This is a genomic window from Aeromonas sp. MaB10011B, assembly GCF_017939325.1.
In the GTDB taxonomy this organism is placed as follows: domain Bacteria; phylum Pseudomonadota; class Gammaproteobacteria; order Enterobacterales; family Aeromonadaceae; genus Aeromonas; species Aeromonas caviae.
Genome location: NZ_JAGKRK010000002.1, coordinates 46,747 through 68,031, shown reverse-complemented (window position 1 = coordinate 68,031; position 21,285 = coordinate 46,747). Strand labels below are relative to the sequence as shown.

18 protein-coding genes and 1 tRNA gene are annotated in these 21,285 nt (G+C 63.6%); 12 read left to right on the top strand and 7 right to left on the bottom strand.

What is annotated here, in order from left to right; translation table 11 throughout:
* Positions 1-7 precede the first annotated feature (7 nt).
* Together pyrB and J9893_RS01085 are read right to left on the bottom strand one after the other, a co-directional pair.
* Positions 8-928, bottom strand: a complete 921-nt coding sequence (gene pyrB / locus J9893_RS01090) for an aspartate carbamoyltransferase (RefSeq protein WP_010676005.1) — start codon at positions 926-928, stop codon at positions 8-10.
* A 274-nt stretch (positions 929-1,202) separates the two neighbouring features.
* Positions 1,203-1,745: a hypothetical protein gene (locus J9893_RS01085; RefSeq protein WP_210600516.1), complete on the bottom strand. Its 543-nt coding sequence runs from the start codon at positions 1,743-1,745 to the stop codon at positions 1,203-1,205.
* A gap of 202 nt (positions 1,746-1,947) precedes the next feature.
* On the opposite strand from J9893_RS01085, the gene J9893_RS01080 reads away from it, so the two are divergent.
* The 3 genes from J9893_RS01080 to J9893_RS21890 all read left to right on the top strand — a co-directional run bounded on the left by J9893_RS01080 (position 1,948) and on the right by J9893_RS21890 (position 3,602).
* Positions 1,948-2,024, top strand: a tRNA-Trp gene (locus tag J9893_RS01080).
* A 208-nt stretch (positions 2,025-2,232) separates the two neighbouring features.
* Entirely contained in the window at positions 2,233-3,312 is a 1,080-nt protein-coding gene (locus tag J9893_RS01075) for a phosphatidylserine decarboxylase family protein (protein ID WP_282597900.1), read from the top strand.
* Positions 3,313-3,317: 5 nt separating this feature from the next.
* Complete coding sequence (locus J9893_RS21890; protein WP_328222096.1) at positions 3,318-3,602, top strand: phosphatidylserine decarboxylase; 285 nt, start codon at positions 3,318-3,320, stop codon at positions 3,600-3,602.
* 56 nt (positions 3,603-3,658) lie between these two features.
* Here J9893_RS21890 and J9893_RS01070 read toward each other — a convergent pair whose 3' ends face one another.
* A complete protein-coding gene (locus tag J9893_RS01070) occupies positions 3,659-4,177 on the bottom strand; it encodes a class IV adenylate cyclase (protein ID WP_041211940.1) in 519 nt (172 codons plus the stop codon).
* A 412-nt stretch (positions 4,178-4,589) separates the two neighbouring features.
* Between J9893_RS01070 and J9893_RS01065 the strand changes: the two genes are divergently transcribed.
* Positions 4,590-6,479: a methyl-accepting chemotaxis protein gene (locus tag J9893_RS01065; RefSeq protein ID WP_210600517.1), complete on the top strand. Its 1,890-nt coding sequence runs from the start codon at positions 4,590-4,592 to the stop codon at positions 6,477-6,479.
* A gap of 128 nt (positions 6,480-6,607) precedes the next feature.
* Here J9893_RS01065 and J9893_RS01060 read toward each other — a convergent pair whose 3' ends face one another.
* The 3 genes from J9893_RS01060 to J9893_RS01050 are packed head-to-tail and all read right to left on the bottom strand — an operon-like array spanning position 6,608 to position 8,494.
* The gene (locus J9893_RS01060; RefSeq protein ID WP_045522818.1) at positions 6,608-7,051 is read right to left on the bottom strand and encodes a GNAT family N-acetyltransferase; all 444 of its coding nucleotides are present in this window, start codon (positions 7,049-7,051) and stop codon (positions 6,608-6,610) included.
* The gene (locus J9893_RS01055; RefSeq protein WP_210600519.1) at positions 7,048-7,569 is read right to left on the bottom strand and encodes a lipocalin family protein; all 522 of its coding nucleotides are present in this window, start codon (positions 7,567-7,569) and stop codon (positions 7,048-7,050) included. Before J9893_RS01055 ends, J9893_RS01060 begins: the two co-directional genes overlap by 4 nt.
* A 1-nt stretch (position 7,570) precedes the next feature.
* On the bottom strand, positions 7,571-8,494 hold the full coding sequence (locus tag J9893_RS01050; protein WP_210600521.1) for an AraC family transcriptional regulator: 924 nt from the start codon (positions 8,492-8,494) through the stop codon (positions 7,571-7,573).
* Positions 8,495-8,612: 118 nt separating this feature from the next.
* Between J9893_RS01050 and yqhD the strand changes: the two genes are divergently transcribed.
* The 5 genes from yqhD (at position 8,613) to J9893_RS01025 (ending at position 15,655) form a co-directional block, all read left to right on the top strand.
* Positions 8,613-9,773, top strand: a complete 1,161-nt coding sequence (gene yqhD, locus J9893_RS01045; protein WP_041214265.1) for an alcohol dehydrogenase — start codon at positions 8,613-8,615, stop codon at positions 9,771-9,773.
* Positions 9,774-10,279: 506 nt separating this feature from the next.
* Positions 10,280-11,806 carry a Re/Si-specific NAD(P)(+) transhydrogenase subunit alpha gene (locus J9893_RS01040; protein WP_210600523.1) on the top strand — a complete coding sequence of 509 codons (1,527 nt, stop codon included), beginning with the start codon at positions 10,280-10,282 and terminating at the stop codon, positions 11,804-11,806.
* An 11-nt stretch (positions 11,807-11,817) separates the two neighbouring features.
* Positions 11,818-13,302 (top strand): Re/Si-specific NAD(P)(+) transhydrogenase subunit beta, encoded by a 1,485-nt coding sequence (gene pntB / locus J9893_RS01035; RefSeq protein ID WP_010675995.1) that lies wholly within the window; start codon positions 11,818-11,820, stop codon positions 13,300-13,302.
* 347 nt (positions 13,303-13,649) lie between these two features.
* Positions 13,650-14,321, top strand: a complete 672-nt coding sequence (locus J9893_RS01030) for a PAS domain-containing protein (protein ID WP_041211936.1) — start codon at positions 13,650-13,652, stop codon at positions 14,319-14,321.
* A gap of 26 nt (positions 14,322-14,347) precedes the next feature.
* Positions 14,348-15,655 (top strand): L-serine ammonia-lyase, iron-sulfur-dependent, subunit alpha, encoded by a 1,308-nt coding sequence (locus tag J9893_RS01025; protein WP_210600526.1) that lies wholly within the window; start codon positions 14,348-14,350, stop codon positions 15,653-15,655.
* Positions 15,656-15,727: 72 nt separating this feature from the next.
* On the opposite strand, the gene J9893_RS01020 is transcribed toward J9893_RS01025, so the two are convergent.
* On the bottom strand, positions 15,728-16,483 hold the full coding sequence (locus tag J9893_RS01020) for an outer membrane protein assembly factor BamD (protein WP_039039695.1): 756 nt from the start codon (positions 16,481-16,483) through the stop codon (positions 15,728-15,730).
* A 116-nt stretch (positions 16,484-16,599) separates the two neighbouring features.
* Between J9893_RS01020 and rluD the strand changes: the two genes are divergently transcribed.
* The 3 genes from rluD (at position 16,600) to clpB (ending at position 21,261) form a co-directional block, all read left to right on the top strand.
* Positions 16,600-17,580, top strand: a complete 981-nt coding sequence (gene rluD, locus J9893_RS01015) for a 23S rRNA pseudouridine(1911/1915/1917) synthase RluD (protein ID WP_010675991.1) — start codon at positions 16,600-16,602, stop codon at positions 17,578-17,580.
* Positions 17,581-17,699: 119 nt separating this feature from the next.
* Complete coding sequence (gene pgeF, locus J9893_RS01010; RefSeq protein WP_210600528.1) at positions 17,700-18,437, top strand: peptidoglycan editing factor PgeF; 738 nt, start codon at positions 17,700-17,702, stop codon at positions 18,435-18,437.
* Positions 18,438-18,687: 250 nt separating this feature from the next.
* A complete protein-coding gene (gene clpB, locus J9893_RS01005) occupies positions 18,688-21,261 on the top strand; it encodes an ATP-dependent chaperone ClpB (protein WP_210600530.1) in 2,574 nt (857 codons plus the stop codon).
* The last annotated feature ends 24 nt before the right edge of the window (positions 21,262-21,285 follow it).

The following is a 21,285-nucleotide window of genomic DNA, read 5'->3' as shown; positions in this document are numbered from 1 at the left end:
CTTTCCCTTAGACGGTTTCGTTCAGTACCAGTGCCAGCAGTGCCTGGCGGGCATAGACCCCGTTCTCCGCCTGCTGGAAGTAGTAGGCGTGGGGGGTCTTGTCGACGGCGACCTCGATCTCGTCAACCCGGGGCAGGGGATGGAGGATCTTCATGGTGGGCTTGGCCCCTTCCAGAGTCGCCAGCTCCAGCACGAACTTGGCGGCCATGTGCTTGTACTCGGTCTCGTCGAAGCGCTCCTTCTGGACGCGGGTCATGTAGAGGATGTCGAGCTCCGGCATCACCTCTTCCATGGTCTCGTGCACGCTGAAGCGGATGCCTTTCTCTTCCAGCTCCTCGCAGAGGTAGTCCGGCATGGCCAGCGCCTCCGGGGAGATGAAGAAGAAGCGGCAGTTGAACAGGCTCAGGGCCTGGGCCAGGGAGTGGACGGTGCGGCCGTACTTCAGGTCACCGACGAAGGCGACGTTGAGGCCGTCCAGCTTGCCTTGGGTCTCGTGGATGGAGAAGAGGTCGAGCAGGGTCTGGGTGGGATGCTGGTTGGAGCCGTCACCGCCGTTGATGACCGGCACCCGGGAGAACTCGGAGGCCAGACGGGCTGCCCCTTCCTTCGGGTGGCGCATCACCACCGCATCGGTGTAGGAGCTGATGATCTTGATGGAGTCGGCCAGAGTCTCGCCCTTCTTGGCGCTGGTGTTGCCGCCGTCGGCGAAGCCGATGATGTTGCCGCCCAGGCGCTGGACCGCGGTCTCGAAGGAGAGACGGGTGCGGGTGGAGGCTTCGAAGAAGCAACTGGCGACCAGCTTGTCTTTCAGCAGGCGGCTGTCGGGTTCGGCCTTCAACCGCTGTGCGGTGGCGACCACCAGTTCCATGTCGGACCGGGTCAGATCCGAGATGGAGATGACGTGTTTGTTATAGAGTGGATTGGTCATCGTCTGCATTCCCTTTGGCATCAATGAAGGTTTTTCCGGCACAAAAAAAAGCCCCTGAAACAGGGGCTCTTTTCAAAAAAAACGGGGGATCTGTGGGACGGGAACCGGAAACAACGGGGCCGCTCTGGTGCGCTCCACCCGTCTGCAAGGCTGCTTTTTTCATCAAAAACGGCATCGTCCTGTCCCGACCTTTTTCAAAACCGCACCGATTATAGGGCTGGTTTTTGAATTGTCAAAAATTTATTTCAGAGGCAGGATTTGCCCAGAAAAACGTTTAAGTGCCGCGAACGGGTCGACAAATCCAGAGTGCGTGCTGCGCCTGCAAGGGAGCGCCATCGGCGGCCATGCTGCGCAGGTAGCCGAGCCTGTGGTGCCCCTCCAGCAGGCAGTAGGGATGGGGCAGGGGGTGACCGTCCGGGTAGCAGGTTCCCGGGGCGGTGGCGAGGACGATGACAGGCTCGGACCAGGTGCCCCGGTGCAGCATGTCATCGCCGAGCCAGGAGCGGCGCACGTAGCGGTTGCTGCGCAGCATCTCGCCCCAGCGATCGATCACCTCCATGTGGCGGGAGTCTATCTGCTCGATAATCTGGGCGGTGGGCCAGTGCTCGCACTCGAACTGGTGGCTGGCGAGATCGATAAAGCTCCAGTTGGATTCAAAACCGCGCCAATGACGGTAAATCCACTGGGCGAGCACATTGGAAGGAATGGAGGGCACCAGGGGAGAGACTCTGTCCAGATAGTCGGTCAGGGTCTCCGTCTTGCGCTCATCCCGGAAGTTGAGGGGCGCAAGCTGTTGCAGCAGTCGGTAATTGAGCATGGGCAGCCTCCCTGAGCCTGGTTTCACCCTACCCCCATTTGTGTCCCATTCCTACCCCGTCGGGGCTGCAAATACAGCAGCTTACCCCCGCTCCTTGTTGGAATTGCGGGGATCTGCTCGTCATTTGTTCGATCGCATCGAAAGTGAGAAAAAAAGCCTTTACCTTTGACCTCCGCTTTGTATACTACGCCTCGTTTGTTGCAGGGGCGTAGTTCCAATTGGTAGAACAGCGGTCTCCAAAACCGATGGTTGCGGGTTCGAGTCCTGCCGCCCCTGCCATTTTTCAGAAAGGCCAGCTCATTGAGCTGGCCTTTCGCATTTCCGGCGTTTGCCACCGCCTCCGTTAGCCTCTTTTCCCCGCTTCGCCGCTGCCATTTCTGTCAATGGAGGCCGCTTTTCCCCTGTGCTACACCTTGCTTCCTGCCAGATGGCGCCCTCAGGCGCATCGCATCCGGCGGGCCCAAGGCGCTTCAACAAGGAGAGAGCGATGAACAAGGCAGTGGATACGCGCCCCCCCCATGCCCATGCCGGTGGCTGGGTCCCCCGGGATCAGGCCCATGTGGCGCGCTGGGTACAGCGGCTGCGTCAGGCGGTCACCCGCCAGCCTCGCCCGCTGGTGGCCCCGATCGCCGGATTGAAGGCGCTGGTGGAGCAGGATCCTCTCCTGCATCAGCAGGCACAGGGGATGTTTGACGAGGCGTGGCAGCATGAGCACAGCACGCCGCTCGGTCAGGTCCAGGTACGCAGCTTCGATGAGTTCCTGCAGCTGCTCAACGGCATCATGACCACGGCCCCGGAAGCCTATCAGGATGTGCAGACCCAGGAGCCCGCCGGGCTGATCGGATTCCCCATCAATGCCCTGCTCAACTGGCCCATGGCGACGGCCGCCGGGTACGACTTCTTTGCCAATGCGCTGGTGAACCAGCAATTGCGCAAGATCCTCGGTTACTGGGCCGACTTCCTGCAAAGTCCCGCGTCCCGTTATGTGCTGACGGAGTCGGTGAGCCCCCTGGATCGCCAGACCCTGATCGTCCCCTGGCTGGGTGACGTGGCGAAGGAGGAGATGGTCAAGGTGGCGCAGGGGGCGCTCGGGGCCGGCGACAACCCCACCCCAGAGCGCTTCGGGGGGATCTTCCACACCGCGCCGGGAGAGGAATACGAGGGCTTCGCCAGCTGGGACGACTTCTTCACCCGCCGCTTCTGCCCCGGCGTGCGGCCGGTGACGGCCCCGGACGATGACAGCGTGATCGCCAACGCCTGTGAGTCGGCCCCGCTGCAGGTGGTGACCGGGGTACGGCGGCAGGACGCCTTCTGGATCAAGGGGCAGCCTTATTCCCTGGACAACCTGCTGGACTTCGACCCGCGAGCCGCCGCGTTCGAGGGGGGCACCCTCTATCAGGCCTTCCTCAGCGCCCTCAGCTATCACCGCTGGCACAGCCCGGTGAGCGGCACGGTGCGCTCGGTCAAGGTGGTCAACGGCAGCTACTACCTGGCCAACCGCCACCAGGGTTTCGACAGCCCGGCGGGGCCCGACCCAGCGCCCCGAACCAGTCCCAGCCCTTCCTGACCGCGGTGGCGACCCGGGCACTCATCTTCATCGAGGCGGACAACCCCAAAATCGGCCTGATGTGCGTGGTGCCGGTGGGCATGGCGGAGGTGTCGAGCTGCGAGGTGACGGTGCAACCGGGGCAGCGGATCGCGAAGGGGGAGCAGCTCGGCATGTTCCACTTCGGCGGCTCCACCCACTGCCTGCTGTTTCGCCCCGGGGTCGAGCTGGCGTTCGACTTCTACGGCCAGCAGCCGGGGCTGGAGGCGACCAACCTGAGGATCAACACGGCGCTGGCGCGGGTCAAATAACCCAGCCGCCGGACAGTAAAAGGCCGCCTTCGGGCGGCCTCGCTGTTGTGAATCCCTCAGGGTTGTCGTTGCAGCAGGAGATCCAGATAGGCGCCTTCGATCAACCGGGAGTGCTCGATACTGAGACGCGCCATGATGTCGTGAGCTTCCTGCATCCCCACCTCGCGCGGTTCGTCATCTTCCAGCACCACTTCCAGTTCGAGGAAGTGACCCAGCCCTTCAACCCGGTCGAGATGGATCCGGGTTCTGCCCACCAGAAACAGGGTCCGCTGTTTTCGCACTCTGCCAATCTGGCCGCAAGCCAGGGTGAGCGTTTCCCGCAGCTTGTCCGGCTCGTTCGTTGGCGTGATGTGGTAGTAGCTCTCCTTCGGACCCTGTTGATCAGGCCTGCGGTAGAAGATGAGCTGGCCTGCCGACGGGGAGAGCGTCCGCAATTTGAAGCGGCCCGATTCACAGCGAAAGAAGGTATCGTCCTGGGCGATGTCGACGGGGCCCTTGTCGGCGATGGCCGCGGCTTTGGGGATAAGGTCATCGACCCCGGCTATGCGGGCTTTGATCTCGATATTTCGTGGCATGGCAGCGGGCTCTCCTTGAAGACGGGATACCCAATCTAGCACAGTCCACGTTGTCGAGAGGGGAGCAACAGGGGGAGTACCAGCTCGGTTCCTGATGGATGCTCAACCCTGCCCGCCAACCCTCTTTGCAGGCACCTGAAACCGCCCTCAAGAGACAGGTCAGCGGGTGCTGGCCTGGCCTGCCCGTCATCCGCGATATGACCTCATGGCCGCCTCATGGCCGCCTTAGGGCGGCCTTGTGGTGCCTGCGGGTGTCAGCATGGAATAGTGAACAGTCTGTTGCTGGTAGTGCGTTCTGTTGTTGATAGATGAAAAAATATCAGGATTCACTAAAGACCGTTCATCATTGTGCCGATAGAACTACCAAGATGGGGGTATTCCCGGCCCCCGGCTACCACAAGGATTCGTTGTCATGACTCTCTCGTTGCGCGGCAAGCTGCTCGCGGCCAGCCTGGGGGTAGTGCTGCTGATGGCAGCCCTGCTCGGTATTGTCGCCTTCCACACCCTCAAATCCCGCACCCTTGACGCCATCCAGAGCGATGCGGTCAACTACGGCCACGCCCACTCGGTGGCCATCGGCAACTGGCTTGAGGATCGCAAGCACGCGGTCAACGCCCTGGCCGCTGTCATTGCGCGCGACCCCGACACGGCCCTGGTGCCCCACCTGTTGCAGACCCGCACCTCCGGCGGTTTCGGCCTCACCTATTTTGGTTCGGCGCAGGGGGAGATGACCCGCCACGATCCCGCCCTCAACACCGCCAACTATGACCCCAGGGCCCGCCCCTGGTACCAGAACGCCGACAAGGCGGGCAAGCTCATCGTCACGCCGCCCTATGTCAGCGTGACCATGCAGCAGATGGTGGTGACCCTGGCCGAGCCGGTGAGCCACCAGGGCCGGGTGATCGGGGTGGCCGGGGCGGATCTCTCCCTCGACGCCCTCATCGACGAGGTGCTGGCCATGAAGGTGCAGGGAGAGGGCTACGCCATGCTGCTCGACCGCACCGGTCTCATCGTCGGCCACCCGAACAAGGAGCTGGCGCTCAAGCAGGTGGCGGAGCTGGATCCCGGTCTCACCGGGGCGGCGCTGGATGCGTGGAGCCGCGATGGCGAACTGCACGGCGCCAACCTGAATGGGCGCGAGGTGCTGCTCTCGGTGCAAGGCGTGCCCGGCACCGACTGGCTGCTCGCCATGGTGATGTACAAGGAGGTGCTGGAGGCGCCGCTCGCCTCCCTGCTGTGGCAACTGGTGGGGCTGACCCTGGTGCTGCTGCTGGTGTTCGGTGCCCTGCTCATCGCCATGTTCAACTACCTGTTCGCGGATCTGGGGCGGGTCTCCAGGGCGCTTGCCGACATCGCCCACGGGGAGGGTGATCTCACGGTGCAGATCGCCACCCGCAGCCAGGATGAGGTGGGGCAGCTGGCCCAGAACTTCAACCAGTTCGTGGCGCGACTGCACGGCATCGTCAGCCGGTTGCGGGACGTCACCGTCGAGCTGGCGGCCCAGTCCCGCACCCAGGCGGCGGGGGCCGAGGCCCGCAGTCAGCGGGTGCGCCTGCAGCAGGACGAGATCGTCATGGTGGCGACCGCGGTGACCGAGATGGCTTCCGCCACCCAGGAGATCGCCGGCAACGCCGAGTTTGCCGCCAACACCGCCGGCGATGCGGTGCGCCTCGCGGTGGCCGGCCAGTCCCAGGTCGGCCAGAGCCAGCGCAGCATCACGGGGCTGGCGGGGGAGGTCTCCGACGCCAGCCAGACCATCCACGAGCTGGATGGCCACGCCCAGCAGATCAGCGGCATTCTGGCCACCATCAGCGGCATCGCCGAGCAGACCAACCTGCTGGCCCTGAACGCCGCCATCGAGGCGGCCCGGGCCGGGGAGCAGGGGCGCGGTTTTGCCGTGGTGGCGGACGAGGTGCGGGTGCTGTCGCGCCGCACCCACGACTCCACCGCCGAGATCCAGCAGATGATCGAGGCGCTGCAGCAGACCACCCGCAAGGCGGTGGGCGGCATGGAGACCAGTCGCCAGCTGGCGGGCACCAGCGTGGAGGACGCCGAAGCGGCGAATCTCAGCCTGGGCAGGATCAACGAGGCCATCGGCGCCATCAGCGACATGGCGACCCAGATCGCGGCGGCGGCCGAGGAGCAGACCTCGGTGACCGGCGAGATCAGCCGCAACACCGAGAATATCCGCCACGTTTCCCAGGCGCTGGCGGCCCAGGCTGGCGAAGAGGCTGCCCAGGCGGCCCAGCTCAAGTCTCTCACCGAGCGGCTGGAGCAGGAGATCGGGCGCTTCCGGCTCTAGGCTGCGACCCGGATGTGACAAAGGCGACCCCGGGGTCGCCTTTATTCATCCTGTGTATGGATATTAATTCGTCATGCACCCGCTGAATAATGCCGGGTCCTGGCCCTGCAACGGGCGCAGGCAGAGGCTCAGAGGGGCTTGATGTAGCTGTAGAACTCGTTGTCCCGCTGGTAGCCGTGCCCTTCGTAGAGGGCCTGAGCCTGTCGGTTGTCGGTGGCGGTGCTCAGCATCAGGAAGGCGGCGCCCGTCTCCTGGCCGTGGCGATCGGCCCGCGCCAGCAGCGCCTGGGCCACCCCCTGCTGGCGGGCCGCCGGCGCCACGAACAGATCGTACAGCAGCCAGATGGGTTTCAGGGCGAGGGAGCAGAACAGGGGATAGAGGTGGGCAAATCCCAGCACCTCTCCCTCCTCGCTCTGGGCCACGAAGAGCACCGACTCCCCGGCGGTGCAGCGCTCCAGCAGGAAGGCTTCGGCGGCCTCGGGCCGGGCAGGCAGCCGGTAGAACGCCCGGTATTCCACGAACAGGGGGGTGACCCGGGGAATGTCACCGGGGGTGGCCTGGAAGATCCTCATGGGGCGTTCCCCGCCGGATCCTGGCTGACCCAGATCAGCCGGTCGGTGGCAAAGCCGAGCCCCCGGGCCCGCTCGACCAGGGCCTCTACCTTCTCTTTGGGGGGATGGGGCGTGCGGGAGAGGATCCAGAGGTACTGGAGGTTGTAACTGCTCACCAGGGAGAGGTCATAGTCCGTCGCCAGCACGTTGTAGCTGCCGTAGAAGGGGCCGAAGAAGCTCACCTTGAGGCGCCCCTCGTCGCTGTCGCCCACGAAGTAGGCGCGCCCCTCGGCCTCGCGCCATTCCCCCTGTTCGTCCTGCCCCCGGTTGAGCACCCTGACGCCGCCGTCATCCCGCAGGCTGTAGCTGGCGGTGACCCGGTTCAGGCCGCGCTCGAAGCCGTGATCGAGGCGGGCGATTTCGTACCAGGTGCCGAGATAGTGCTCGAGCTGGAATGGCTTGACCACCTGGTGTCCCGGTGGAATGCCGGTGCAGGCGGTGGCCAACAGGGTCAGAACGAGCAGGATCAGTGTGCGCATGTCATCCCTCCACGATACGCAGTTGTCCCGAGCGGAAGCGTGCCGCGTGTTCGCTCGGGGTGTTGCCAAAGAAGCGTTTGTATTCGCGACTGAACTGGGAGCCGCTCTCGTAGCCTACCTTGTCCGCCGCCACCCCGGCCTTGAGGCCGTCGTGCAGCATCATCAGCCGCGCCCGGTGCAGGCGCAGGGTCTTGATGTACTGCAGGGGCGAGGTGGCGGTGGCCGCCTTGAAGTGGTGGTGGAAGGCCGAGACGCTCATGTTTGCCTCCCGGGCCAGCTCCTCCACCGTCAGGTTCTCGGTAAAGCGCTGCTCCATGATACGCAGCACCCGGGCTATCTGGCTCACCTGGCTGTGACGGCTGGCCATGGCCAGCAGGGCGGGGGCGCCCCCTTCGTGCAGGGCGTGGAACAGGATCTCGCGCACGATCTGGGGCCCCAGCACCCGGGCGTGGAGCGGCTTGTCCATCACGTCGATGAGGCGCTCCACCGCGCAGAGCATGGTCTCGGAGAGGGGCACGGAGACGACGCCGCGACCCGGTTCCGCCGGGGCGGGGGCCGCGTCCCCCATCTCCAGCAGCAGGGCCTGCAGCGCCGCCACGTCGATCTCCACCGAGAGCCCCACCAGAGGGGATTCGGGGGAGGCGAAACACTCGCACTCGCAGGGCAGCGGCAGGGTCATCATCAGGTAGTGCTCGGGGTCGTAGCGGAAGGTGAAGTCCGAGAGATAGCCCACCTTGTGCCCCTGCAGGATGATGATCATGCGCGGGCGGTAGAACACCGGGATGCGGTCGTGATGCTCCGTGGTGTAGATGAGGTGCACGCCGGGCACGGGGGCGGCGGTGATCCCCGGGTGGGGTGCCAGGGCGGCGAGTCGGCTGGCGAGGGCGGACTGGTGGGTCGCCGCGATGGGCTGATTTGTACTCATTTATCCAGGCTCAGTAGAAATAGGCAAGAAATCGGCAGAAAGCTCCCTTGATGGTAGGAGGTTATAAGAGAAAAATGCAACCCATACCTTACCGACTACGACCACCCCGGGAGATCCCATGAACAACTTCATCCTGCACACCCCCACCAAGGTGCTGTTCGGCAAGGGCCAGGTGGCCCAGCTGCGCGGCCAGATCCCCAGCGACGCCCGCATCCTCGTCACCTACGGCGGTGGCAGCGTGGTGCGCAGCGGCCTGCTGGACCAGATCCGCCGCGAGCTGGCCGGCCTGACCCTGTTTGAATTTGGCGGCATCGAGCCCAACCCCACCTACGAGACCCTGATGGGCGCCGTCGAACTGGCCCGCGCCGAGAAGGTCGACTTCCTGCTGGCAGTGGGTGGCGGCTCCGTGCTGGACGGCTCCAAGTTCATCGCCGCGGCCGCTCACTATGATCCGGCCAGGGATCCCTGGCACATCCTCGAGACCGTCGGGGGCGAGGTGGCCTCCGCCATTCCCCTGGGCAGCGTGCTGACCCTGCCGGCCACCGGTTCCGAGATGAACATGGGCGCCGTCATCACCCGCAAGAGCACTGGGGACAAGCAGCACTTCTTCTCGCCCTTCGTGATGCCGCGCTTCGCCGTGCTCGACCCCGTGCTCACCTACACCCTGCCCGCCCGTCAGGTGGCCAATGGGGTGGTGGATGCCTTCATCCACACCCTGGAGCAGTACCTCACCTACCCGGTGGATGCCAAGGTGCAGGATCGCTTTGCAGAAGGGCTGCTGCTGACCCTGGCGGAAGAGGGGCCCAAGGCGCTGGTGGAGCCGGAAAACTACGATGTGCGTGCCAACATCATGTGGAGCGCCACCCTGGCACTGAACGGCCTGATCGGAGCCGGCGTGCCCCAGGACTGGGCCACCCACATGCTGGGCCACGAGATCACCGCCCTGCACGGTCTGGACCACGCCCAGACCCTGGCGGTGGTGCTGCCCGCCCTGCTGCAGGCCAAGCGCGAGCAGAAGCGCGCCAAACTGCTGCAATACGCCGAGCGGGTCTGGGATCTGCGCAGCGGCAGTGACGAGGCGCGTATCGACGGGGCCATCGCCGCCACCCGCGACTTCTTCGAGCGGATGGGGATCAAGACCCGGCTGCGGGATTACGTGGCCGACGCCCGGATCGACGCCCTGCTGGCCAAGCTCGAAGAGCACGGCATGACCGCCCTGGGTGAGCACGGCGACATCGACCTGGCCCAGAGCCGGCATATTTATGAGGCTGCCTGGTAAGCAGAGCACGCCTGAACCGGGCCCAAGGCCCGGTTGCACCAGGGGGCCCGAACCCGCCAGCAGGCGGGGACGCGGCCCCCTGATCGTTGCAAAATGGTTACTTTTTCCCTTTTCATCTCATCAGATGAGCCAACGGCAGATTTCGTAAGAACAAAAAACGCTAAGGTAGAGGCCGGGTTAAACATTTTTTTTGACTGGTTGGATCACTTTTTTTAGCGCTTTTTGCTGGTATAAGCCCCTAATTTGGTTTGTTTTTTTTAATCATGGTCCGGGATGGGCTGAATTCTGTACCCGCCCGCCCGGGGCCGTGGTTGTAATAAAACTCCAAAATTTGATACTAATCACCCTCGCGCCTGAAAAGCGGGGGCCTGACCGTGACAGGAGGTCGAGGTGAAGCCTGCTGATTTTCATAACAAAGGGCCCGTGACCTGCACTTTGATCATGCCTTGTCCTCTCAGACATGAGAGACTTGGCGATGATTGTTTATTAACCATCAGGGAATAGTCATGCAGATTGGAATACCGAGAGAGAGTCTCGCCGGTGAGACCCGGGTCGCAGCGACCCCGGCCACTGTCGAGCAGCTGAAAAAGCTCGGCTTCGAGGTTGTCATCGAGGCCGGTGCCGGCCTGCGAGCCAGCTTCGATGATGCCGCCTTCGAGGCTGCCGGTGCCAGCGTGGTACCGAACGTCTGGCAAGCCGACCTTGTCTTCAAGGTCAACGCGCCGACCGAGGCCGAAATCGCACAAATTAAGGATGGTGCCACCCTGGTGAGCTTCATCTGGCCCGCCCAGAACCCCGAGCTGGTCAAGAAGCTTTCCGAGCGCAACATCAATGTGATGGCGATGGACATGGTGCCGCGGATCTCCCGTGCCCAGTCCCTCGACGCCCTCTCTTCCATGGCCAACATCGGTGGCTATCGCGCCGTCGTGGAAGCCGCGCACCAGTTCGGTCGCTTCTTCACCGGCCAGATCACCGCCGCCGGTAAAGTACCGCCCGCCAAGGTGCTGGTCATCGGTGCCGGTGTGGCCGGTCTGGCCGCCATCGGGACCGCCGGTTCCCTCGGTGCCATCGTGCGTGCCTTCGATACCCGTCTGGAAGTGGCCGAGCAGATCGAGTCCATGGGTGGGGAATTCCTCAAGCTGGACTTCGGCGGCGAAGATGGCGCTTCCAGCGACGGTTACGCCAAGGTGATGAGCGAAGAGTTCATCAAGGCCGAGATGGAGCTGTTCGCCCAGCAGGCCAAGGAAGTGGACATCATCATCACTACCGCCCTGATCCCGGGCAAGCCGGCACCCAAGCTCATCACCAAGGAAATGGTGGACAGCATGAAGCCGGGCTCCGTCATCGTGGACATGGCGGCCCAGGCCGGCGGCAACTGCGAATACACGGTACCGGGTGAACTGCATGTCACCGACAACGGCGTCAAGGTGATCGGTTACACCGATCTGCCGGGCCGCCTGCCTGCCCAATCCTCCCAGCTCTACGGCACCAACCTGGTGAACCTGATGAAGCTGATGTGCAAGGAGAAGGACGGCAACGTCGCCATCGACTTCGAAGACGTGGTGCAGCGCAACATGACGGTGGTCCAGGCCGGTGAAGTGACCTTCCCGCCCCCCGCCATCTCCGTCTCTGCCGCCCCGCAGAAACCCGCTGCCGCCAAACCGGCGGCCAAGAAGGAAGAGGCCAAGCCCTCCAACAAGAAGTTCGTGTTCGGTGCCCTCGGCATCGCCGCCTTCGGTTGGGTGGCCGCCGTGGCGCCTGCCGCCTTCCTCTCCCACTTCACCGTCTTCATCCTGGCCTGCGTGGTCGGTTACTACGTGGTGTGGAACGTCTCTCACGCCCTGCACACGCCGCTGATGTCGGTCACCAATGCCATCTCCGGCATCATCGTGGTCGGTGCGCTGTTGCAGATTGGACAAGGGTCGACCCTGGTCACCGTGCTGGCCTTTGTCGCCGTGCTGATTGCCAGTATCAACATCTTCGGTGGCTTCACCGTCACTCAGCGCATGCTGAAGATGTTCCGTAAGGATTAAGGGGGTTTAACGTGTCTCAAGGACTGGTAACAGCATCCTATATCGTTGCCGCCGTGCTCTTCATCCTCAGTCTCGCGGGACTGTCGAAGCAAGAAACGGCCAAGCATGGCAACCTGTTCGGTATCGCGGGGATGGCCATCGCCCTGCTCGCCACCGTCTTCAACCCGGAAACCAGTGGCGTCCACTGGATCATCCTGGCCATGGCCATCGGTGGCGCCATCGGCGTGCGTCTGGCCCTCAAGGTCGAGATGACCGAGATGCCGGAGCTGGTGGCCGTGCTGCACAGCTTCGTGGGCATGGCAGCGGTGCTGGTGGGCTTCAACAGCTTCATCGATCTGCACCCCTCCGCCCCCGCTGAAGTGGTGGTCTCCGTCGGTTCGAACCTGGATGCGACCCTGGCAGCCGCCCGGGCGGCGTTCGAGCAGGCGGCAAGCGTCGCCCAGGTCGAGCACCTCTCCGGCGCCATGCTGAACATCCACCTGGTGGAAGTGTTCCTGGGCGTCTTCATCGGTGCCGTGACCTTCACCGGTTCCGTGGTGGCGTTCGGCAAGCTGCGTGGCCTCATCTCTTCCAAGCCGCTGATGCTGCCGCACCGCCACAAGCTGAACCTGCTGGCCGTGGTGGTCTCCATCGCGCTGATGATCCACTTCGTCAACGCCGGTGGCTCCACCTTCGCCCTGCTGGTGATGACCCTGATCGCCTTCGCCTTCGGCTGGCACCTGGTCGCCTCCATCGGTGGCGCGGACATGCCGGTGGTGGTCTCCATGCTGAACTCCTACTCCGGTTGGGCGGCGGCGGCGGCGGGCTTCATGCTTTCCAATGACCTGCTGATCGTCACCGGTGCCCTGGTGGGTTCCTCCGGTGCCATCCTCTCCTACATCATGTGCAAGGCGATGAACCGCTCCTTCATCTCCGTGATCGCAGGAGGCTTTGGCTCCGACGGCGTGGCCTCCACCGCCGAGCAGGAGCTGGGCGAATACCGCGAGACCAACGCCGAAGACGTGGCCGACATGCTGAAAAACGCCAGCTCCGTCATCATCACCCCGGGCTACGGCATGGCGGTGGCGCAGGCCCAGTACCCGGTGGCCGAGATCACCCAGAAGCTGCGTGATCGCGGCGTCAAGGTGCGCTTCGGCATCCACCCGGTGGCCGGTCGTCTGCCTGGTCACATGAACGTGCTGCTGGCGGAAGCGAAAGTCCCCTATGACATCGTGCTGGAAATGGACGAGATCAATGATGACTTCGCCGACACCGACGTGGTGCTGGTGATCGGTGCCAACGACACCGTCAACCCGGCCGCCATGGAAGATCCGGGCAGCCCCATCGCCGGCATGCCGGTGCTGGAAGTGTGGAAGGCGCAGAATGTCATCGGCTTCAAGCGCTCCATGAACACTGGCTACGCCGGTGTCCAGAACCCGCTGTTCTTCAAGGAGAACACCCAGATGCTGTTTGGCGATGCCAAGGCCAGCGTCGAGGCCATCCTGAAGGCGCTGTAAGCGTTGACCGGATGAGACAAAAAGGGGGCTTCGGCCCCCTTTTTTTATGACCAGAGTGGATGACCGTGGCAGGGAACAGACAGACGGTGGTGCCTGCCTGTCTGTCTGTCTGTCTGTCTGTCCGGACTGACTGACGAGCCCTGGCTCAATTAAAGTTGAGCAAAAGCACCAAAAAACCATCTTGAAGGCCTCTCATGGGGCCTTTTTGTCATTTCAGTCGTGATTTTGCTCACATTTTGTGGTGTTGTCTCACCAGTCGGGCATAATGCCCGCGCAAAAAGCGGATTTTCTCAATTTTATTTGAGTCCGTTTCGAATATCCTTACCCAACGTTGACCGGATGACCCCATGACCGAGGTAGCTCCCTTGCGCGACGCCAGCACACTGACCGATGAAGAGCGCCATCTGATTGCCAGCTTCGAGCCTGCGGTGGCGGCGCTGTCCGCCCTGTTTGGCCCGGGCTGCGAGGTGGTGCTGCACGCCTTTGACAGCCTGCACGCCTCCGTCATCAAGATTGCCAACGGCCACATTACCGGCCGCCAGGAGGGAGCGCCGGTCACCGATTTTGCGCTCGACAAGTTGCACAGTGCCGCCGGCAGCCAGTGGAGCAGCTATTTCTCCCGCACCCGGGAGGGCTCCCTGCTGAAGTCCTCATCCATCACCATCAGCAACCGCGAGGGCAAACCCATCGGTATGCTGTGCGTGAATTTCAGTCTGGACACGCCCCTTGGCAGCCTGCTCGACACCTTTGCCCCGCCCGCAGTGCCCCCTGCCCACGGCACCGAAACCTTCGCCAGCTCGGTGGATGATCTGGTGGCGCAGGTGATCGCCAAGGTGGACAGGGATCCCGGGCTGGGCAGCAGCGTGCGCAACAAGGCGATCGTGCACCGGCTCTACGACATGGGCATCTTCGAGATCAAGGATGCCGCCCAACTGGTGGCCGAGCTGCTCGGCATCTCCCGCCATACCGTTTACCTGCATATCCGCAATCACAAGGCGGAACTGGCCGAACAACAATGACGAGCCCGCATGCGGGCGTCATGAACATGAGACACATCGCAATGAACGCACAATGGACCGACTTTATTACCCTGCTCAAGCGTGAAGTGGTGCCGGCCCTCGGCTGCACCGAACCCATGTCGGTGGCCCTGGCGGCGGCCAACTGCCGCAGGCTGCTGGGGCAGGTGCCGACCCGGGTGAGCGTCTGGGTCAGCGGCAACCTGTTCAAGAACGGCATGGGGGTGGGGGTGCCGGGCACCGGCATGATAGGCCTGCCGGTGGCGGCGGCCGTCGGCCTCACGGGGGGCAACCCGGACGCCGGGCTGGAGGTACTCAAGGCCCTGACGCCGGCCCAGGTGGAGGCCGCCAAGGGGCTGCTGCCCATCATCCAGGTGGATGTGAAGGACGTGCCTGACGTGCTCTACGCCGAGGTGCTGGCAGAGGTGGACGGCCACAGCGCCCGGGTGGTGATCTGCACCGACCACACCCGCATCGTGCTGATGGAGAAGGATGGCGAGGTGCTGCTGGCGCAGGACAGCGCCCCGGGCGTGCAGATCCAGCCCGCCAGGTTCGACAAGCCCGCCATGACCCTGCGGGAGATCGTCGACTTCGCCCTGCAGGCGCCCCTGGCCGAGATAGACTTCATCCGCGAGGCGGCCAGCATGAACCAGGCGCTGGCGGACGAGGGGCTGCAGGGCTATGGCCTGCGCATCGGCAAGATCCTGACGGAACAGGTGGAGCGCAAGCTGCTGTCCGACGATCTGATGACGCTGGCCATGCGCCTGTCGTCTGCGGCCTCCGATGCGCGGATGGACGGCGCCATGCTGCCCGCCATGTCGAACTCGGGTTCCGGCAACCAGGGCATCGCCGCCACCATGCCGGTGGTGGCGGCCGCCCGTTTCCTCGAGGCCGATGATGAGCAGCTGGCGCGGGCGCTGGTGATGAGCCACCTGGTGGCCATCTACATCAAGATGTACCAGAACAAGCTCTCCGCCCTGTGCGCCGCCAGCACCGCCGCCATGGGCTCGGGGGCCGCCATCACCTGGCTACTCGGCGGCCAGTTCGAGCAGATCAGCCACTGCATCAACAACATGATTGGCGACGTCTCCGGCATCATCTGCGACGGCGCCGGCAGCGCCTGCTCCATGAAGGTCTCCACCTCCACCTCGGTGGCGGTGAAGTCGTCCCTGATGGCTATCAACAACCTGCGGGTGCCCCAGAGCGAGGGGATCGTCTCCGACGACGTGGATCAGACCATCGCCAACCTGGGGCGCCTCTCCAAGCAGGGGATGCTGGACACCGACATCGAGATCATCAACATCATGCGGGCCAAGCAGCAGGGTAAGCACCAGTGACCCCGGAGTGCCGCCGTCGGCCATAAAAAAACCGGAGCCAGTGGCTCCGGTTTTTCATTGTCCGTTCGCTACTCAGCCGCGACCGAGACGGTTGTCCGGGTAGTTCTTGGCCAGCACTTCTCGGGCATGCTGGGCCAGGGTCGGCATCTTCAGGGTGTCATAGGCGTTGACCATGATTTCCAGCGCCTTCTCGGTTTCCACCGTGTCGGGATAGGTCTCGACGATCAGCTTGGCGCGGTTGGCGGCGGCGATCAGGGCGTCACGCTTGACGTAGTACTCGGCTACCCCCAAGTCATAGCGGGCAAGACGGTTCTTCAGACCGATCATGCGGGCACGGGCATCGGCTGCATAGCTGCTGTTGGGGTAGTTCTGCAGCAGGGTCTTGAAGTCCTGGAAGGCCTGACGGGCGTAGGAGGGGTCCTTGTCATCCCGATTGATGCCGAGGAAATCCTGGAAGAAGTTGTAATCCGCCGCCATGTTGGTCAGGCCGCGCATATAGAAGACGTAATCGATGTTCTTGTGCGCCGGGTTCAGGCGGATGAAACGGTCGATGTTGGCGATCGCCTGGGCGGTATCATCCTGCTTGTAGTAGGCATAGATGAGATCGAGCTGAACCTGGTTGGAGTAGGCACCGAACGGGTAACGAGAGTCCAGCGCTTCCAGCAGTTCGATGGCATTGAGGTAGTTGCCGGTATCCAGTTTGATGCGGGCTTTCTGGTACAGAACTTCCGGCGGTTCGTCGGGAACCTTGGGTTTGGTGCTGGAACAGCCAGTGATCAGAGTAGCGACCAAGGCGAGCGACATCAGCAGGTGAGACTTCTTTCCCATCAACAACATCCGGTCCATTTCCACGAAATTGGCAAAGTATCCGTTATGCTTGGCTAAAAGAAAAGCTAGAATACCCGGATTATTTCGAATTGATACCCCCGCTCAAGAGACCATACATGAGCCAGCATATTGAACTGACAGGCGAATTTCAGGATCACCAATTCGGGCAACGACTCGACCAGGCCCTGGCCGAATTGTTTCCCGACTACTCCCGGACCCGCATCAAGGAGTGGATTTTACAGGACAGAGTGACCCTGGATGGTCAGGTTGCCAATACCCCGCGCGAGAAAGTGGTGGCCGGGCAGCAGGTACATGTGAATGTGGAACTGGCAGACGACACCCGCTGGGATGCCCAGAACATCGAGCTGAACATCGTTTATGAAGATGAACACATCCTGGTGATCGACAAGCCGGCCGGCCTGGTGGTTCACCCGGGCGCCGGTACGCCGGACGGCACCGTGCTCAACGCCCTGCTGCACCGCTACCCCGGCATCGCCGAGGTCCCCCGCGCCGGTATCGTGCACCGTCTGGACAAAGACACCACGGGACTGATGGTGGTGGCCAAGACCATTCCCGCCCAGACCCACCTGGTGGAAGCCCTGCAGGCACGCCAGATCACCCGTGAGTACGAGGCGATTGCCATCGGTCACATGACCGCCGGCGGCACCGTCGATGCCCCCATCGGTCGTCACCCGACCCAGCGTACCCACATGGCCGTGGTGCCCAACGGGCGCGAGTCCGTCACCCACTACCGGGTGCACGAGAAGTTCCGTGGTCACACCCGTCTGCGGTTGCGGCTGGAGACCGGCCGTACCCACCAGATCCGTGTCCACATGGCCCACATCAAGCATCCGCTGGTGGGGGATCCCGCCTACGGCGGTCGTCTGCGTCTGCTGCGCAACGCCACCCCCGAACTGACCGAGGCCCTGCGAGGTTTCCACCGTCAGGCGCTGCACGCCACCATGCTGAAGCTGGCGCACCCCATCACGGGTGAAGTGATGGAGTGGCACTCCCCCACGCCGCAGGACATGGTGGCGCTGATGGAAGTGCTGCGGGCGGATACCCTGGCCAATCCGGACGATCTGGTCTGGAACTGATCCCGAGGGCAGCCTTGCGACGATTCCTGCCGTAACCTGCCCTCCATGATCTGATGCGGGGCCCCTTGACTGGTTGCAGCCAAGGGGCCCCGTTTTCATATGAACGAAAGGAGCCACAGATGAACTGGATCGCACCCGACTGGCCCGCACCGGGCAATGTCAGGGCTCTCTCGACCACCCGGGACGGCGGCATCAGCGAAGGGGTCTTTGCCGGCCTGAACCTCGGGGCCCATGTGGGCGATGAACCGGCCAGGGTCGAGGCCAACCGCGCCCGGCTGCAGCAGGTAGCGGGGATCCCCGGCACTCTCAACTGGCTCAACCAGGTACATGGCATCGCCGTCCATCCGGTGAGCGACCGTTATGAGCGCGTACCGGATGCCGATGCCGCCTGTGCGCATGAGGCGGGGCAGGCCTGCATCGTGATGACTGCCGACTGCCTGCCGGTGCTGTTCTGTGATCGGACAGGCACCGTAGTGGCGGCGGCCCATGCCGGTTGGCGCGGACTGCAGGGGGGCGTATTGGAGGCAAGCATCGCCGCCATGGGCTGCGAGCCTGGCGAGATCCTGGCCTGGCTGGGCCCGGCCATCGGTCCCGCCGCGTTCGAAGTGGGTGGCGAAGTGCGTGAGGCCTTCATGACGGAGCAGGCGGAAGCAGCGACTGCATTCGTGCCATCCCTCAACGAAGGGAAATGGCTGGCGGATATCTACCAGCTGGCCCGACTGCGCCTCGCTCGCGCCGGCGTCACCGCCATCTATGGCGGCGAATACTGCACCTTCAGCGACAGCGAGCGCTTCTACTCCTATCGCCGCGACGGGCAGACGGGTCGCATGGCCTCCCTTGTGTGGCTGGAAAAATAGCCGAAGAGGCGCTCGCGAGTGGCCGCAAGCGCCTCTTCACTCCCTGGTGATGGCCCTTTGGCGGCCATGTCTTGCTGCCGAGCAGGCTCAGGGTACAGGCTGCCATTGCGAGGTCGTTTTCCCTCGGTCATTGCTATTGAGGAAAAAATAAACAGCCACCCCTTGAAATTGCCCTTCAAGACCACATCTTCCTTGTCAGAAAGCGATGTTGTTGCCGCGCATGCGGCGTCTGTCTTGAAGGGGGAGTGCAATGCGCCTCGATCGCCTGACCAGCAAATTCCAGATTGCCATTTCCGATGCCCAGTCTCTTGCACTGGGTCGTGACCACCAATTCATCGAACCCGTCCATCTGATGAGCGCCTTGCTCAATCAGGACGGCGGATCCATTCGTCCGCTGCTCACCTTGACCGGGCTCGACATCAATACCCTGCGCTCGCGCCTCGGCGAGGAGCTGGATCGCCTGCCCCGCGTCAGCGGGGTGGAAGGGGACGTACAGCTCTCCAACGGCCTCGGCCGCCTGCTCAACGTCTGCGACAAGCTGGCCCAGCAGCGCAAGGATCAGTTCATCTCGTCCGAGCTGTTCGTGCTGGCGGCCCTGGACGAGAAGGGGACGCTGGGCGAGCTGCTGCGTGCCCAGGGGCTGACCAAGGAAAAACTCGAGACAGCCATCGACAAGGTCCGTGGCGGCAAGAAGGTGGAGGATGCCAACGCCGAGGAGAATCGCCAGGCGCTGGAGAAGTACACCATCGATCTCACCGAGCGGGCAGAACTCGGCAAGCTCGACCCGGTGATCGGCCGGGATGACGAAATTCGCCGCACCATCCAGGTGCTGCAACGCCGCACCAAGAACAACCCGGTGCTGATCGGTGCCCCCGGCGTCGGCAAGACCGCCATCGTCGAGGGGCTGGCCCAGCGCATCATCAATGGCGAAGTGCCGGAAGGGCTCAAGAACAAGCGGGTGCTGTCGCTCGACATGGGGGCCCTGGTGGCCGGAGCCAAGTATCGCGGCGAGTTCGAGGAGCGGCTCAAGGCGGTTCTGAACGATCTGGCCAAGGAGGAGGGCAGCGTCATCCTCTTCGTGGACGAGCTGCACACCATGGTCGGTGCCGGCAAGGGCGAGGGTGCCATGGATGCGGGCAACATGCTCAAGCCCGCCCTGGCCCGCGGCGAGCTGCACTGCGTCGGGGCCACCACCCTCGATGAGTACAGGCAGTACGTGGAGAAGGATGCCGCGCTGGAGCGCCGTTTCCAGAAGGTGCTGGTGGAGGAGCCCTCGGTGGAGGACACCATCGCCATCCTGCGTGGCCTGAAGGAGCGCTACGAGCTGCACCACCATGTGCAGATCACCGACCCCGCCATCGTCGCGGCGGCCCAGCTCTCCCACCGCTACATCGCGGATCGCCAGCTGCCTGACAAGGCCATCGACCTTATCGACGAGGCGGCGGCCAGCATCCGGCTCCAGATCGACTCCAAGCCGGAATCCCTGGACCGGCTCGAGCGGCGCATCATCCAGCTCAAGCTGGAGCAGCAGGCGCTGATGAAGGAGGACGATGACGCCAGCCGCAAGCGCCTCGATCTGCTCAATCAGGAGCTGACGGAAAAAGAGCGGGAATACAACGAGCTGGAAGAGGTGTGGAAGGCCGAGAAGGCTGCCCTCGCCGGGACCCAGCACATCAAGGCAGCACTGGAGCAGGCCCGTCAGGATCTCGAGGTGGCGCGCCGCGCAGGGGACTTGGGCCGCATGTCCGAGTTGCAGTACGGCCGCATCCCTGAACTGGAGAAACAGCTGGATCTCGCCACCCAGGCCGAGATGCAGGAGACCAGCCTGCTGCGCAACCGGGTCACCGACGTGGAGATCGCCGACGTCCTGGCCCGCTGGACCGGCATTCCGGTGGCCCGCATGCTGGAAGGGGAACGGGAGAAGCTGCTGCGGATGGAGGATCAGCTGCACAGCAGGGTGATCGGCCAGGAAGAGGCGGTGGACGCCGTCTCCAACGCCATTCGCCGCTCTCGTGCCGGGCTGTCCGACCCGAACCGCCCCATCGGCTCCTTCCTCTTCCTCGGCCCCACTGGGGTGGGCAAGACCGAGCTGTGCAAGGCGCTGGCCGAGTTCCTGTTCGATACCCAGGACGCCATGGTGCGGATCGACATGTCCGAGTTCATGGAGAAACACAGCGTGGCCCGTCTGGTGGGGGCGCCTCCGGGATACGTGGGTTACGAGGAAGGGGGGTATCTCACCGAGGCGGTGCGCCGTCGCCCCTACTCGGTGATCCTGCTGGACGAGGTGGAGAAGGCCCACCCGGACGTGTTCAACATCCTGTTGCAGGTGCTGGACGATGGCCGCCTGACCGACGGTCAGGGGCGTACCGTGGACTTCCGCAACACCGTGGTGATCATGACCTCCAACCTCGGGTCTGATCTCATCCAGGAGCACCACTCCGAGAAGGATTACGACGAGATGAAGGCCATGCTGATGGAGGTGCTGACCCGCAGCTTCCGCCCGGAGTTCATCAACCGGATCGACGAGACCGTGGTGTTCCACCCCCTCGGTGAGGAGCACATCAAGTCCATCGCCCGCATCCAGCTCAAGAGCCTGATGAGCCGTCTGGAGTCCCAGGGCTTCGAGGTGGAGGTGAGCGAGGAGCTGCTGACCAAGCTGGTTCATGCCGGGTTCGATCCCGTCTACGGGGCGCGCCCTCTCAAGCGGGCGATCCAGCAGAAGGTCGAGAACCCGCTGGCCCAGGCCCTGCTCAGCGGTCGGGTCATCCCGGGCAAGACACTGCGGCTGGGGGCCGACAGCAACGGCCTCACCATGACCCAGTAATGGGATTGTCGATGAAAAACGCAG